The organism is Clostridium sp. AF34-10BH, assembly GCF_003478095.1.
Classification (GTDB): domain Bacteria; phylum Bacillota; class Clostridia; order Lachnospirales; family Lachnospiraceae; genus Acetatifactor; species Acetatifactor acetigignens.
In genome coordinates, this window is the sequence record NZ_QUEC01000034.1 from 22,425 (window position 1) to 37,412 (window position 14,988).

Here is a 14,988-nt window from a genome sequence, read left to right on the forward strand (position 1 = left end):
ATGTGAAAGAAATTTTGACTGATCTAATGAATCAATTATGTTTTTATCCCCTGGCGCTGACTGCGTCCACGTTGTTGGCCGCGCTGGCTCCGGCGAGCCGTCCGTCCTTGGTTTTGTGGATGCTCGGAGCGCTGCCGGTGTTTTTTCTGTATTACGCCAGAAAACGCTGTAAGCATCTGTCGGTATTGCTCCTTCTGCACGGACTGGTACTGGCATGTTTTTATATCATTCCGGCAGCCAACGGCGTAAACCGTGGTATCCGGCTGTTGGTAGGTGCAGGCTTTGTGATCTATTCCCTCTGGCTGCGTTTTCGGACGGAGGACTTTGCTTCCGATCCGCTGCCTCTGCCGTTAGCCGCCGGAATTGCCTTTTTGTGTCTTTTTCTGCAGCATTATCAGGGAAACAACGTCTGGGATCTCTATTATCGTATGAGTCTGATCCTGGTGTTTTTATTGTATGCTGTCATTTTGTTTTTGCAGTCCTATGAGGATTTCCTTACGGTAAACAGGCTGAGTACCGGCAAGATCCCGTTTCAGGAGATCTTTCGTTCCGGTCTCCACAGCACCGCAGCCTTCGTGCTGTTATCGGGGCTTCTGCTCATGGCAGTGTCACAGTTTGCCTGGTTAAAGCCCTTTTTGCGGTTACTGCGAAACGGTCTGGCTGCGATTCTTCGTTTCCTGTTCGGACTGCTCCCCATGGATTCCGGGACAGAAGCGGTAGTGGTGGAACAGCAGGCAGGCGGTGGCGATATGCCTCCCATGGAAGCGGAAGATCCTTTTATTTTATGGGTCATTCTGGAATATGTGGCCATGATCGCACTTCTGATCGTCTGCGTATTTCTGCTGTACCGCGGAATTCGAAAGCTGATCACATTTCTCAGGGACAGAATGCAGTTTTCACTCCCCGGCACAGTTTCTGAACAGCCGGAGAGCATGGACAAGCGGGAACACCTGGAGGCTGCCCCGGAAAATACTGCCGCAAAGCAGAAGCAGAAATGGTTTTCTTTTGCTTTCTTAGATGCCGGCCAGAAGATAAGGCGGATATATCAGAAAAAAATAAATGCCAGCGGGCTTGCAAAGATGAGCCTGCCATTTTATACTGCTAGAGATGCCGAAAAATCGCTGGATGTGGAAGGAATGGCTGAAATCTATGAAAAAGCCCGTTATTCCGATGTCCCCTGCACAGACGGAGATGTCCGGCAGATGAAAAATTATATGTAAAAATCAATAACCTGAGGTAAATATGAACGAAAAGTTAGCGTTAAATGATGATATTCTGATGAAGATCGAAAAACCGGCCCGCTACATCGGCAACGAAGTCAATGCCGTAGTGAAGGACAGGGACAGCATTGATGTCCGTTTCTGTATGTGCTTCCCGGATGTCTACGAGATCGGTATGTCCCACCTGGGAATCCAGATCCTGTATGGCATGCTCAATTCCTGGGATGATGTCTGGTGTGAGCGTGTGTATTCTCCCTGGGTGGATCTGGATGAAATTATGCGTAAGGAGAACATTCCGCTGTTTGCCCTGGAGAGTCAGGATCCGATAAAAGACTTCGACTTTTTGGGAATCACCATTCAGTACGAAATGTGTTATACGAATATTCTGCAGGTTCTGGATCTGGCGGGGATCCCGTTGCTTGCCACCGAACGTGGAGAGGACTGTCCCATCGTTATCGGCGGCGGTCCCTGCACCTATAATCCTGAGCCCATTGCCGATTTCTTTGATATTTTCTATATCGGAGAAGGCGAGACCCAGTACCGGCCGCTGATCGATCTCTATAAGAAATGCCGGACGGAGAAGACAGGCAGAGAAGAATTCTTACGCCGGGCGGCAAAGCTGCCGGGAATGTATGTGCCCCGGTTCTATGAGACCACTTACCATGAAAATGGCACCATTGCTTCCTTTCAACCTACGGAAGAGGGAATTCCCGCAAGGATCCGCAAAGAGCTGGTAACGGATATGACCGACAGCTTTTATCCTATGAAGCCGGTAGTTCCTTATATCAAAGTCACACAGGACAGAGTCGTTCTGGAGATTCAGAGAGGCTGTATCCGTGGCTGTCGTTTCTGTCAGGCAGGACAGCTGTATCGTCCCGTCAGAGAAAGGGATGTGGAAGTTCTGAAAAAGTACGCCATGGAAATGTTGAAAAACACCGGTCATGAGGAGATTTCCTTAAGTTCCTTAAGTTCCAGCGATTACAGTAAGCTGCCAGAGCTGATTGACTTCCTGATTGAAGAGTGTGATAAGAGACATATCAATATCTCCCTGCCGTCTTTACGTATCGATGCCTTTTCTCTGGATGTCATGAGCAAAGTACAGGATGTGAAGAAATCCAGTCTGACCTTTGCTCCGGAAGCCGGCAGCCAGAGACTTCGGGATGTCATCAATAAAGGACTCACTGAAGAAGTGATCCTACAGGGTTCCGCCCTTGCCTTCGAAGGCGGCTGGACCAGAGTCAAACTGTACTTCATGCTGGGACATCCCACGGAAACCGAAGAGGATATCCGGGGAATCGCTGAGCTTTCCAACAAAATTGCGGCCACTTTCTTCGATACGGTGCCGAAGGAGAAACGTGTCAACGGCAGAGTGCAGATTGTTACCAGTACCTCCTTCTTCGTGCCGAAGCCCTTTACGCCATTCCAGTGGGCGCCCCAGTGTACCAAGGAAGAGTTCGTGGAAAAGGCATATCTGACCAGAAAGGCCATTTCCGAGCAGCTGAACCAGAAGAGCATCAAGTACAACTGGCACGAAGCGGATGTCAGCGTTCTGGAGGGTGTTCTGGCCAGAGGTGACAGAAAATTGTCCCAGGTGCTTTTATATGTCTATAACAAGGGCTGCTTCTACGATGCCTGGAGTGAGTATTTCCACAACGATGTCTGGATGGAAGCTTTTGAAGCCTGTGGTCTGGACCCGGATTTCTATTCCCACAGAGAACGGCCTCTGGACGAGATCCTGCCCTGGGATTTCCTGGACTGCGGTGTATCCAGAGCTTTTCTGGAGAGAGAATGGCAGAAAGCGAAAAACGAGACGATCTCACCGAACTGCAAACAGGCATGTCAGGGCTGCGGTGCCGCCAGATTCGGCTGCGGTATCTGTGTGGAGCCCAGAGGATGATTGTAAGGGGCATGCTTTTGTGACACATTATAGAGTGTAGAAAAATACGAAGAAAGGGAAATTTCAGGTCTTTCACGGAAGGCCTCATAGAAATCTGACAGAAATTATGAAGTTAAGAATCAAATTCAGAAAATACGGACCGGTACGTTTCATTGGCCATCTGGATGTAATGCGCTTCTTCCAGAAAGCCAACCGCAGAGCGGAGCTGGACGTAGCCTATACCGGAGGCTTCAGCCCGCATCAGATCATGTCCTTTGCCGCACCTTTGGGTGTGGGACTGACCAGCAACGGAGAATATATGGACCTGGAAGTGCATTCCCTGACCTCCTGTGAGGATGTAAAGCAGCGGTTGAATGCCGCTTCCGTACCGGGAATCGAGATCACTTCGGTGAAAATTCTGCCGGACAAGGCCGGCAATGCCATGGCCAGCGTTGCTGCCGCCGGATATACGGTAGCTTTCCGGGAGGGCAGAGATCCTCATTTTGATCTGAGCTCCGCGGTGGATCGTTTTCTTGCAAAAGATGAGATCCTCATTACCAAAGAGACAAAAAAGGGAAGCCGGGAGATCAATTTAAAAGAAGGTATCTATGAGATGAAGGTGGTGGAGTCCGAAAAGCTTTATCTGCTGGTGGATGCCTCCAGTGCCGGAAATATCAAACCCATTCAGGTCATTGAAGCATTATTTTCCGAAAATGGTGAGACCCTGCAGGAAAATGCCCTTCTGGTCAACAGAGAAGAGACCTATCTGAGAAACGAAACAGACGCCCTTCTCCCCCTGGATGCCATAGGTTTCGACAGTGAGGAAGCTTACAGGGCAGCTTCCGGTGACACGGAATGAGCCGCAGTCTCACCGGCGGACGACCGGCCAGAGAAAAAGAAGTAAATCAGATCCGTAAATCCACGGATTGCACGGAGGGAAAACTGATCTTCACCTGTCTGAGGGAACGCAGGGCAGCTCTGCTTGTCAATGCCCGGGGTGTGGATGCTATACGCGTACTGCGGTCAGATGCCAGTAAGATCGGTGGCATCTATCTGGGGAAAATACAGAATGTGGCAAAAAATATTGATGCCTGCTTCGTGGAGATCCTGCCCGGAGAATTGTGCTTTCTACCCCTGCGGGAAGCAGGTGCGGCGCATCTGACCAATCGTAAGGCAGACGGTACCTTGAAAGCTGGAGACGAGCTGATAGTCATGGTCACCAGAGATGCCCAGAAGACAAAGCGTGCCTCCGCCACTGCGGATCCTGCCCGGATGAAGCAGCTGCTTTGTAAAAACGGGAGCACCCCCGAGAACGCTTCTGAAGCCCTTCAGAGCCTTTGGGAGCAGGCAGACCATAAAGTGTACTTCACCTGCCTTTTGAAGCCTTCTGAGGCCGTTTACGAGGTTCTGGAGCAGATGGCGGATCCTTCGGAATATTCTGAGATCCTTACCGATGATCCTCAGATCTATCGTCAGCTGTCGGAAGGAGATCACCCTTTGTTAAAACAAAAGTCCATTCGGTTCTACGATGATCCAGCGATCTCTTTACGCCTGCTGTATTCTCTGGAGCGCGGCATGGAGGAAGCACTGGATACGAGAGTCTGGTTAAAATGCGGAGGATATCTCGTCATCGAGCCTACGGAGGCCATGACGGTGATCGATGTCAATTCCGGTAAAAACGAAGCGAAAAAAGCAGGAGAGGACACCTATTATCAGGTAAACCTGGAGGCTGCCGAAGAAGTAGCCAGACAGCTGCGCCTGCGGAATCTGTCCGGTATCATCATTGTGGACTTCATCAATATGGCGGAAAAGGAACGGCAGAAGGAGTTACTGGAGACATTAAAGAATCTGACCGCAGGGGATCCTCAGCATCCCCGCATCGTGGATATGACGCCTTTAGGATTGGTGGAGATCACCCGCAAAAAATCTCATCCCACGCTGGCAGAACAATTCAAGAGATAATAAAATTAAACGCTTCCACCCATACCGACGGACCTGGAATCCCCATGATTGCCGTCAGTACCAAAACACTGCCGGAGGATATTGCAGCAGCCAGAAATGCAGGAATCAACGAGTACCTTTCCAAACCGCTGCATCCAAAAGCATTGTACCGCATCATGAAAAACTATTTATAGACTCTGTCATTCACCAGTCAACCGTTTTGTTGGCTGGTTTTTTGTTATATTTCACAATTCTCGGAAACTCTTTTTGGCAAAAACGTTTCTTGAATCTTTTTTTCAAAAATGCTACCCTGTTTTTATAGGAAACCACAATTTACTTTTCAGTTTCCATACTGCAATTACAATCTTACCGAACGGAGGAATAGAAGCGATGGATACCACAGAAGGTCTGCAAAAAAATATTCTCGACGCCACCCTGCGTGTCTTCGATCAAAAAGGGTTGAAATTCACAATGGATGATCTGGCGAAGGAACTCTCGATCAGCAAGAAAACCATCTATACCGTGTACGATGATAAAGAAGCACTGTTTCTTGCCATGGTAGATTATATCTTTGACTCCATCAAGGAAAGCGAGCAGATGATCCTGACCGATCCTTCCCTCAGTGTAGTGGAAAAACTGCACCGCATCCTGGGAGTGCTGCCGGAAGGTTATCAGAATATCGATCTTCGAAAATTATATTCCCTCCGGGACAAATACCCGAAGATCTACCAGAAGGTAGAACTCAGACTTTCCACAGGCTGGGAGCCTACAATCCAGCTGATCGAGATGGGCATGGCTGAGGGCAGCATCCGCCCGGTTCCCATCTGTCTGGTGAAAATGATGTTAGAAGCTTCCATTGAGCAGTTCTTCCAGAGAGATATTCTCTCTCGAAATCAGCTGACTTATGCAGATGCCCTGAAGGAAGTTGTGGAAATCCTCATGTATGGCATCGTACAGAGATCAGAATGAGGCAATGGAATAATCCAGAATTAATCCATAATATCCCAAAGAAAGAGGACCAAACCATGAATCAGAAGATCTATTTAAGCGAAGACTGGCTTTTTAACGAGAACTTTCAGGAGGGGATGACTGCAACAGAATACCCGGAAGAGACCCTGCAGCCCGTCCGAATCCCTCATACCTGTAAGGAGACCCCGTTTCACTATTTTGACGAATCTCTCTACCAGATGGTCAGCGGCTACAGACGTCATCTGCATATTCCGACCGAATGGCAGGGCAAGCGGATCCTGCTCACCTTCGAAGGGGCCGGTCATGACAGTACCGTCTATCTCAACGGCAATAAGGTGGGAGAGCACCATTGCGGCTACACCGCCTTTACTGTAGATCTGTCGGCATATGCGAGCTACGGACAGGACAATGTGCTGTGTGTCCGGCTGGACAGCAGAGAAGACTTAAATGTGCCTCCCTTCGGTTACGTGATCGATTATATGACCTACGGCGGCATCTACCGGGATGTGTATCTCGAAGTAAAAGACCAGATTGCCCTTGAGGATATTTTCGTACACACGCTGATCACACCGGATGAGGCTCAGGTAACTTCTGAAATCACTTTTTATGAAGTTGCAAAAGACCTTAATGTCAGACAATATTATATGTTAAAGAGCGATGCTGTAATGTCGGGTGTGGTATCAGATGTAACATCAGATAATGGCTGGCAGTTTCTCTGCGAACAGAATGTCCCCACAGGCACTACGGCTGAGACCCCGTTTCGTATTCAGGGAACGATTCCACATCCTTTTTTGTGGGATACCGAACACCCTCATCTTTATCTGTTAAAGACCCAGCTCTGGCAGGGAGAACAGCTTCTGGACGAAGCAGAGGTCACCTTCGGTATCAGGGATGCAGTTTTTAAAAAAGACGGCTTTTACCTCAATGGCAAAAAACTGCGGATCCGGGGTCTGAACCGCCATCAGAGTTATCCTTATGTAGGCTATGCCATGCCGGAGAGCATGCAGAAGCTGGATGCGGATCTGTTAAAAAAAGAGCTGGGGCTGAATGCCGTGCGGACTTCCCACTATCCCCAGAGTCATTATTTTCTGGAGCGGTGCGACGAACTGGGACTTCTGGTCTTCACAGAGTTTCCCGGCTGGCAGCATATTGGAGATGACACCTGGAAAGCACAGGCGGTGGTCAATGCAGAGGACATGATCCGTCAGTACCGCAATCATCCTTCGATTATTTTGTGGGGTGTACGGATCAATGAATCCCCGGATGATGATCCGTTTTACGAAAAGACCAATGCCGTGGCACATAAGCTGGATCCCATGAGACCTACCGGCGGTGTCCGGGCTATTAAGAAAAGTCATCTGTTGGAGGACGTCTATACTTATAACGATTTTCTGCACGACGGCGAGACTCCCGGCTGTGACCCGAAGAAAAAGGTCACTTCCGATACCGACAAGCCTTACCTGATCAGCGAATACAACGGACACATGTATCCCACAAAAGCCTTCGATAATGAGGAACGCCGCAGTGAACATGCGATCCGCCATGCCAACGTACTGGATGCCGTGGCGGGGCAGGAGGATATCGCCGGAAGCTTCGGCTGGTGTATGTTCGACTACAATACCCATAAGGACTTCGGAAGCGGTGACCGGATCTGTTATCACGGTGTCATGGATATGTTCCGTAATCCGAAGCTCGCAGCTTCCGTTTATGCCTGTGAACAGGATGAGATCCCCGTGCTTCAGATCACCTCCTCCATGGATATCGGAGAGCATCCCGGCTGCAACCGCGGAAACCTGTATATTTTGTCCAATGCCGACAGTGTGAGAATGTATAAAAACGACCGTTTTATCAAGGAATACCGGCCAGAAATGTCCCCTTATAAGCATTTAAAGCACGGTCCCATTCTCATCGATGACTTTATCGGTGATGCTTTGGAGAAGAACGAACGGTTCCGTCCGAAACATGCGAAAGAAATGGCGGATGCCATGAATATCGTGGCCAGAGGCAGTCTGAACCATATTCCGAAGAGATTGTATCCTACCGCCTTAAAGCTGGTACTGCTGTATCATATTGATTTTGCGGAGGTGACAAAGCTTTACACGAAATACATCGGTGACTGGGGCGGTACCGCCACCGTATACCGTTTTGATGCCATCAAAGACGGCAAAGTCATAAAGTCTGTCACCAAAGAGCCGGTAAATGGGATCCGGCTGCAGGCGGAAGCGGATCACACGAATCTGACAGAGCATCACAGCTACGACGTGGCACTGGTACGGATCCGGGCTGTGGATGCCCACGGCAATGTGCTTCCTTTTTATCAGGAGCCGGTACGGATCACCGCGGAAGGTGACATTGCCATCATCGGACCTGACACCATTGCCTTACAGGGCGGCATGGGTGGCACTTATGTAAAAAGTCTTGGGATATCCGGTCAGGGAACTTTGTTATTACGGTCCCAGACCGCAGGGGAAATAAAGATACCGTTTCAGGTTACGGTTTAATTTCAGGTGAAAATCAAAGAGAAAGGATCAGGGTTACATTATGAGTTTAAGTGGAAAAGAAAAGTTTTCTTATGGACTGGGTGCGGTCGGCAAGGATATGGTGTATATGCTGTCCGCCAGCTATATTTTATATTACTATCAGGATATTTTAGGGGTAAATGCCGTAGCTATGGGTATTATCCTGCTGGTTGCCAGAGTGTTCGATGCCTTTAACGATCCCTTCATGGGTGTCATCGTAGCTAAGACCAGGACACGCTGGGGGAAATTCCGCCCCTGGCTGATGATCGGCACCGTGACCAATGCTGTTGTTCTGTTTCTGATGTTCTCAGCGCCTCCTGCGCTGGATGGCAGCGGGCTGGTGGCTTATGCGGCGGTTACCTATATTCTCTGGGGTGTGACCTATACCATGATGGATATTCCCTTCTGGTCCATGATACCGGCATTTACTCACAGCGGAAAAGAGCGTGAAGGATTGTCAACGTTGGGACGTTCCTGCGCCGGTGTCGGCTCTGCCATCATCACCGTGATCACCATGCTTTGTGTCAATGCCCTGGGCGGAGGAGAAGAGCGGGTCGGATTTTCCCGGTTCACCCTGATCATTGCTGTGCTGTTCGTGATATTTATTGCCATTACCTGTATTAATATCAAGGAAAAATCTACGGTAGATGTGGATGCTCCTTCCATCGGTCAGATGTTCCGGGCACTGATCCAGAACGATCAGGCCATGGCTGTCGTGGTCACCATCGTACTGATCAACTGCGCGGTCTATACGACCTCCAACCTGGTAATCTATTTCTTTAAATACGATTTCGGCGGAGAGACCTGGTATAACTCCTATACACTGTTCAATACCTTTGGCGGAGCGGTACAGATCCTTTCCATGATGCTTTTGTTCCCGCTGTTTCGTAAGTTCTTAAGTACTATTCGGATCTTTTATGTCAGCTTCGTGATGGCTATTGCAGGATATTTTGTATTGTTGTTTTTGTGTTTTACCAATATAGGCAATGTATTTTTACTGTTTATCCCCGGATTTCTGATCTTTGCCGCCAATGGTATGCTGACGGTACTGACCACCGTCTTTCTGGCCAACACGGTAGATTACGGTCAATGGAAAAATCACCGCAGAGACGAGAGTGTCATTTTCTCCATGCAGACCTTCGTGGTAAAACTGGCTTCCGGTGTAGCTGCATTAGCAGCCTCCCTGTGCCTGAACCTCTGCAACTTAAGCTCTGATACCAGTGATGCAGTGGCAACTGCAGGAGCTTCCGGAAGCTCTGTAGTGGGACTTCGTATGACGATGACACTGTTCCCCATTCTGCTCCTTGTCATTGGTGTCATTTTCTTTCATAAAAAATATAAACTGACCGAGGAGCGGTTAAAAGAGATTCAGGAGGCTTAAAGCATGATTCAGATTGTAAAAGATTCCGATACAAGACCATGGTTCTTTTTACAGACAGCCCACACAACCTATGGAATGTGGGTCATGGAGACCGGACATTTAGAACATCTGTATTACGGGGAGCGGATCACTGTGGATTCACAGGATCCTTCCTCCTGTACGCCCCTTGTCATACAGAGAGCCTTCGCTCCGGGAAACACCTGTACCTACGACAGGGAACATCCGCAGATCTCCATGGAAGATGTCTGCCTGGAGGTTGGCACCTTGGGAAGGGGAGATATCCGGGAACCTTTTTTGGAAGTCAAATTTACTGACGGAAGTGTCACCTCTGACTTTACTTTTGATTCCTATGAAGTTATTACTTTAAAGGAAAGAGAACAGTGCCTGCAGGCTTCCGGACTCCCTCGCAGTTATTCAGAAGCGGAAACTGATTCCGCGGAATGCCTTCAGATTGTTTTGCAGGATGTTACGAATCATTTGGAGTTGCAGCTGTTTTATACTGTTTTCGAAGAATGTGATGTCATTACCAGGAGTGCACGGCTGATCAACCATAGTGACGCAACTGTCACCTTGGAGCGATGTCTCAGTGCACAGTTAGATCTGACAGAGGATTATTCTGTAATCACTCATTTCAGCGGTGCCTGGGCAAGAGAAATGCACAGAGAACAGATTTCCTTACGTTCCGGCAAATTTGTAAATGCTTCTTATACAGGAACCTCTTCGAACCGCTCGAATCCTTTTATGATCCTGGGACATAAGAACACCTGTGAGACTTTTGGCGCCTGTATCGGCTGCAATCTGATCTACAGTGGAAATCATTATGAAGCCGTTGAGAAAGACTCTAATGGGAAACTGCGCTTTGTAAGCGGTATAAATCCCAGAAGCTTTTCCTGGGAGCTGACTCCGGAAACACATTTTGATACACCGGAGGCTGTTTTAAGCTATTCTTCGAATGGATATGGCGGACTCAGCCGACAATTACATTCCTTTATCAGAGAGCATATTGTGCGGGGTGTCTGGAAGAAAAGCCCCCGTCCGGTTCTGTTAAACAGCTGGGAAGCATGTTATTTTAAGATTGATGAGAGAAAGCTGTTGCAGCTGGCAAAAGCGGGAGCAGATGTCGGCATCGAACTGTTCGTCATGGATGACGGGTGGTTCTTGGGACGAAATGATGACACCTCCTCCCTGGGAGACTGGAAACCGGATCCGAAGAAGCTGCCCGGAGGAATTGCTTCCCTCAGTAAAAAAATCAAAGCTCTGGGGATGGATTTCGGCCTCTGGGTGGAGCCGGAGATGATCAGTGAGAACAGTAACCTCTATAAAGAACATCCCGACTGGGCAATGATGATTCCGGGACATCCCCACTCCGAGGGACGTAATCAACGCCTTTTGGATCTGTGCAATCCCGAAGTACAACAATATGTAATAGATTCCATGACGAAGGTATTTTCCTCCGGAGACATCCGTTATGTAAAATGGGATATGAACCGCAATTTTAGTGATATTTATTCCCCTTATCTGCCGGCTGCGAAACAGGGAGAGACGGCACATCGTTATGTGCTGGGGCTTTATCACATTATGGATGAACTTACCACACGTTTCCCTGAAATTTTGTTTGAAGGCTGCAGTTCAGGTGGAAATCGTTTTGATCTGGGAATATTAAATTATTTCCCGCAGATCTGGGCGAGCGATAATACTGACGCACTGTGCCGTACCGGGATTCAGAACAGTTACAGCTATGGATATCCCTTATCGGTATTTACAGCACATGTATCATCCTGTCCAAATCATCAGACCTTAAGAATCACGCCCCTTGAAACCCGTTTTCAGGTAGCTTCCTTCGGCGTCTTAGGGTATGAATGTAATTTAAAGGATCTGTCCGGAAGTGACCTTAACGCAATCCGGGAACAGATTGCACTTTATAAAAAATGGCGGGAAGTTTTCCAGTTTGGAACCTTTTACCGTGGGACAGAAAACGAGGATTCCGACTCGGAAACCTTATCCTGGACCTGCGTGTCCCCGGATGGCAGAAGAGCAGTGGGACTGTTCTTCCGACGCCTGACAACTCCGAACCAATCCCATGACTGGTATCGCCCGGTGGGGTTACTTCCTGATGTGAAATATCATTTCTACGGCAGGAATATCAAATACAATCTGAAGGACTTCGGAGACCTTGTGAACACCGTTTCCCCGGTGCATATCAAGCAAGGATCCGCATTACAGGAGATTCTTTCACGATTTGTGAATATGGATGGCGAAAAAGAAGATCTGACCGCTTACGGAGATACCCTGATGCTTGCGGGTATTGCCCTGAAACCCGCTTTCGCCGGAACCGGATATAATTCCGACACCCGATTGTTCCCGGATTTTTCCTCCCGAATTTACTTTATGGAAGCAGTGGAATAATAATGCTTTTTTATACACCGACCTCCCCTCGTCAGGCCTGAAAATCTAATGAGGGCGGTCGGTATTGTAATAACTTGTCTGAGACGCAGCGAAGTAAATAAAATGAGTAGTATAGGAAGTCAGTAGTGTGTGAATAAACTGCTGGCTTCTTTTTTGATAGATACAGTCACGCCCAGAGGCGTGTCGGATAGTAAAGTAATAATATCAATAGGACAATATAGAAAATTCGGGGAAGCATGGTATTTCAATGAGTTTGAGATACAGTGTTTTTGCGTATTAACAGGAAGCAAATAATGCGTTATATGTGATATTCTATTTCACAACAAAAAAATGTCGGTTCACAACATGGTGGCTAGCTATTAAAAGAACTTTTCCGATATAATAAATATAATTGTATGTAAGCAAGGAAGTGACAAGATGCAAATTGCAATCTGTGATGATGAAAAGTCTATAGGATTGATATTAGAAGAAAAAATAAAGAAATTATTACCGGATGTAGTAATAGAAAAATATTTATCTGGTGATGAATTGATTGCAAGTGGTTGTGAGCCGGATATTCTATTTTTAGATATTCAGATGCCAGGAATGGATGGAATGGAAACGGCAAGGATTCTGCGTCAGAAAAATGAAAAAATGGTATTGATATTTGTAACTGCTGTGGAGGAGTATGTTTTTCAGGCATTTGATGTTGCAGCATTTCATTATTTGGTGAAACCATTTTCAGATGAAAAATTTGAGGAAATTGTGAAATGTGCAGTCAGAAGCATTGAAAAATATTCTGAAAATCAATCGGATGAAAAATACATGATGGTGCAGTCCGGAGGAAGCCATATGAAAGTGTTTTTGAAGGATATTGTGTATGCCGAGGTATATAATCGAAAAGTCATTATCCATACACGGGATACGAATATTGAATATTATGGAAAATTGCAGGAACTGAGTGAAATTGTGGGAGCAGATTTTTTTCGTACACACAGAGCCTACCTCGTACATTTCAAATATGTTCAGAAATATGATGCATATTGTGTGACGATGGAAAATGGAACTGCATTGATTGCAAAACAGAATTATTCTGAGTTTGTAAAACAATATTTGAAATATAATCAGAGGAAAGGAAAAGAAATCGGATGAGTTTGGTAGAAAAATGCTGGATGGTTACATCGAAAATTTCTGTTATTGCACTCCTTATGATTACAGGAATCTATTTTGGAAAATTTGTTTGTCCCTATATAAAAAAGAAAAAAGGGGCTGTGGCAGTCAGTATTGTTTATATTACGATTATGCTTGTTTTATATATGATTCCGCCACAGATTGATAATTTTTCCGCATATCTGATTGGAGTTATAGCAGCGTTTCTTGCAATGTATGTAGAGGACAGAAGAAATATATATCAGAAAATATTTCTTGCAATTACGTTCTTTTCTATCCGATGGTTAACGGTTGCAATGGCAGGCAGACTTGATGATCTTGTTACAAAAGCACTTGTATTTCGGAATATGAGTGCAGAAAAAGTGTGGTTGCAATACGGACTATATGTTGGAACCAGAGTTTTGGATATTGTACTTTGTATTGCTTTTATTGCGGTTGCAATAGGACTGATCAATAAAGCGTATATATACAAAAAAGATGAAATGAGCGTCAAAGAGATGGTAATGCTTATTATACCTTCACTTGTAGGCGTCACTGGGTATGGCATTTTACAATATTATCTCATGATATACGAAAGAGATACTGGAAAGAACTTGATTGTTACATATGGATTTTATGGAGCTTTAAGCTTTTTACACTATCTGATTTCCATAGTTGCTATTCTTGTTGTGATTGTAATGTTTCAAAACTGGAAAGAGATGCAGGAAGAACAGCGGGGACAAGAGTTGGTATTAAATCAGATCAGTGACATGAAAAAGCATATTGAGGAAGTCGAAAAGTTGTATCGGGATATCCGCTCCATGCGCCATGATATGGGAAATCATATACAGACACTGGAACATCTGGTGGCACATAATAATATGGATGATGCTACAGAATACTTGGAACATCTGAAAAATGAATGGGACGAGGTATCTCCGGAAATAAAGACAGGAAGTCCGGTAATTGATGTCATTTTGATGGAAAAGCTGAGAGAAGCAAAAGAAAGGCAGATTCGGTTTCTGTCGGATTTTCATTATCCGCAGAATACGAAGTTAAATGCATTTGATTTGAGTGTGATCATGAATAATGCCTTGAATAACTGCATGGAAAATGTAAGTGGAGATGATCCGTATATCAGCATTTCTTCTTTTCGGAAAAACAGTATCTTTATGATAACCATAAAAAACAGTTTTTGGGGTCAGCTTAATTTTGGTGACAGCGATTTGCCAGAAACAACCAAATCTGGGAGGGAACATGGAATGGGTCTGAATAACATTCGCCGGGTTGCCAGAATGTATATGGGAGATATATCTTTGGAGCAGGGAAATGAGGAAGTAATCCTTAGCATTATGATGCAGGTAGAATAAAGAAATAAATTGGCACTATGTATTTTGTAAATTACAGAAATTACAGAAATATGTAGTGCTTTTTTTGCGCAGGTAGCGATGAAAATATGTTGCTTGCAACAATATTTGAGGAGCACTGCGACAGTCTCCTCAATAGTTTTTTGAAATTCCCGTGTGAGGGGGAAAGTTGATTACAAAC

At 46.3% G+C, this 14,988-nt stretch carries 11 protein-coding genes; all 11 read left to right on the top strand.

Annotated features, from left to right (window positions below; all coding sequences use genetic code 11):
- Positions 1–2: 2 nt before the first annotated feature.
- The 11 genes from DWZ61_RS17170 to DWZ61_RS17215 all read left to right on the top strand — a co-directional run bounded on the left by DWZ61_RS17170 (position 3) and on the right by DWZ61_RS17215 (position 14,810).
- The gene (locus DWZ61_RS17170; RefSeq protein ID WP_147354732.1) at positions 3–1,220 is read left to right on the top strand and encodes a hypothetical protein; all 1,218 of its coding nucleotides are present in this window, start codon (positions 3–5) and stop codon (positions 1,218–1,220) included.
- Positions 1,221–1,242: 22 nt separating this feature from the next.
- A complete protein-coding gene (locus DWZ61_RS17175; protein WP_118505195.1) occupies positions 1,243–3,117 on the top strand; it encodes a TIGR03960 family B12-binding radical SAM protein in 1,875 nt (624 codons plus the stop codon).
- Positions 3,118–3,223: 106 nt separating this feature from the next.
- On the top strand, positions 3,224–3,955 hold the full coding sequence (locus DWZ61_RS17180) for a TIGR03936 family radical SAM-associated protein (protein WP_118505193.1): 732 nt from the start codon (positions 3,224–3,226) through the stop codon (positions 3,953–3,955).
- Positions 3,952–5,058 (top strand): ribonuclease E/G, encoded by a 1,107-nt coding sequence (locus DWZ61_RS17185; RefSeq protein WP_118505192.1) that lies wholly within the window; start codon positions 3,952–3,954, stop codon positions 5,056–5,058. Before DWZ61_RS17180 ends, DWZ61_RS17185 begins: the two co-directional genes overlap by 4 nt.
- A 44-nt stretch (positions 5,059–5,102) precedes the next feature.
- Positions 5,103–5,231 (top strand): hypothetical protein, encoded by a 129-nt coding sequence (locus tag DWZ61_RS20435; RefSeq protein ID WP_279220515.1) that lies wholly within the window; start codon positions 5,103–5,105, stop codon positions 5,229–5,231.
- A 196-nt stretch (positions 5,232–5,427) separates the two neighbouring features.
- On the top strand, positions 5,428–6,006 hold the full coding sequence (locus DWZ61_RS17190; protein ID WP_118505190.1) for a TetR/AcrR family transcriptional regulator: 579 nt from the start codon (positions 5,428–5,430) through the stop codon (positions 6,004–6,006).
- A gap of 56 nt (positions 6,007–6,062) precedes the next feature.
- Positions 6,063–8,507, top strand: a complete 2,445-nt coding sequence (locus tag DWZ61_RS17195) for a glycoside hydrolase family 2 TIM barrel-domain containing protein (RefSeq protein ID WP_118539851.1) — start codon at positions 6,063–6,065, stop codon at positions 8,505–8,507.
- Positions 8,508–8,547: 40 nt separating this feature from the next.
- The gene (locus DWZ61_RS17200; protein ID WP_118539852.1) at positions 8,548–9,906 is read left to right on the top strand and encodes a glycoside-pentoside-hexuronide (GPH):cation symporter; all 1,359 of its coding nucleotides are present in this window, start codon (positions 8,548–8,550) and stop codon (positions 9,904–9,906) included.
- 3 nt (positions 9,907–9,909) lie between these two features.
- Entirely contained in the window at positions 9,910–12,312 is a 2,403-nt protein-coding gene (locus DWZ61_RS17205; RefSeq protein WP_118539853.1) for an alpha-galactosidase, read from the top strand.
- A 417-nt stretch (positions 12,313–12,729) separates the two neighbouring features.
- Complete coding sequence (locus DWZ61_RS17210; protein WP_118539854.1) at positions 12,730–13,443, top strand: LytTR family DNA-binding domain-containing protein; 714 nt, start codon at positions 12,730–12,732, stop codon at positions 13,441–13,443.
- Entirely contained in the window at positions 13,440–14,810 is a 1,371-nt protein-coding gene (locus tag DWZ61_RS17215) for a GHKL domain-containing protein (protein WP_118539855.1), read from the top strand. The genes DWZ61_RS17210 and DWZ61_RS17215 overlap by 4 nt, the downstream gene beginning before the upstream one ends.
- Positions 14,811–14,988 lie beyond the last annotated feature (178 nt).

What these genes read in the sequence shown, in the direction of transcription:
- DWZ61_RS17205 (WP_118539853.1), top strand. Translation starts at nt 9,910, where the DNA reads ATGATTCAGATTGTAAAAGATTCCGATACAAGACCATGGTTCTTTTTA.
- DWZ61_RS17185 (WP_118505192.1), top strand. Translation starts at nt 3,952, where the DNA reads ATGAGCCGCAGTCTCACCGGCGGACGACCGGCCAGAGAAAAAGAAGTA.
- DWZ61_RS17175 (WP_118505195.1), top strand. Translation starts at nt 1,243, where the DNA reads ATGAACGAAAAGTTAGCGTTAAATGATGATATTCTGATGAAGATCGAA.
- DWZ61_RS17195 (WP_118539851.1), top strand. Translation starts at nt 6,063, where the DNA reads ATGAATCAGAAGATCTATTTAAGCGAAGACTGGCTTTTTAACGAGAAC.
- DWZ61_RS17180 (WP_118505193.1), top strand. Translation starts at nt 3,224, where the DNA reads ATGAAGTTAAGAATCAAATTCAGAAAATACGGACCGGTACGTTTCATT.
- DWZ61_RS17200 (WP_118539852.1), top strand. Translation starts at nt 8,548, where the DNA reads ATGAGTTTAAGTGGAAAAGAAAAGTTTTCTTATGGACTGGGTGCGGTC.
- DWZ61_RS17190 (WP_118505190.1), top strand. Translation starts at nt 5,428, where the DNA reads ATGGATACCACAGAAGGTCTGCAAAAAAATATTCTCGACGCCACCCTG.
- DWZ61_RS20435 (WP_279220515.1), top strand. Translation starts at nt 5,103, where the DNA reads ATGATTGCCGTCAGTACCAAAACACTGCCGGAGGATATTGCAGCAGCC.
- DWZ61_RS17210 (WP_118539854.1), top strand. Translation starts at nt 12,730, where the DNA reads ATGCAAATTGCAATCTGTGATGATGAAAAGTCTATAGGATTGATATTA.
- DWZ61_RS17215 (WP_118539855.1), top strand. Translation starts at nt 13,440, where the DNA reads ATGAGTTTGGTAGAAAAATGCTGGATGGTTACATCGAAAATTTCTGTT.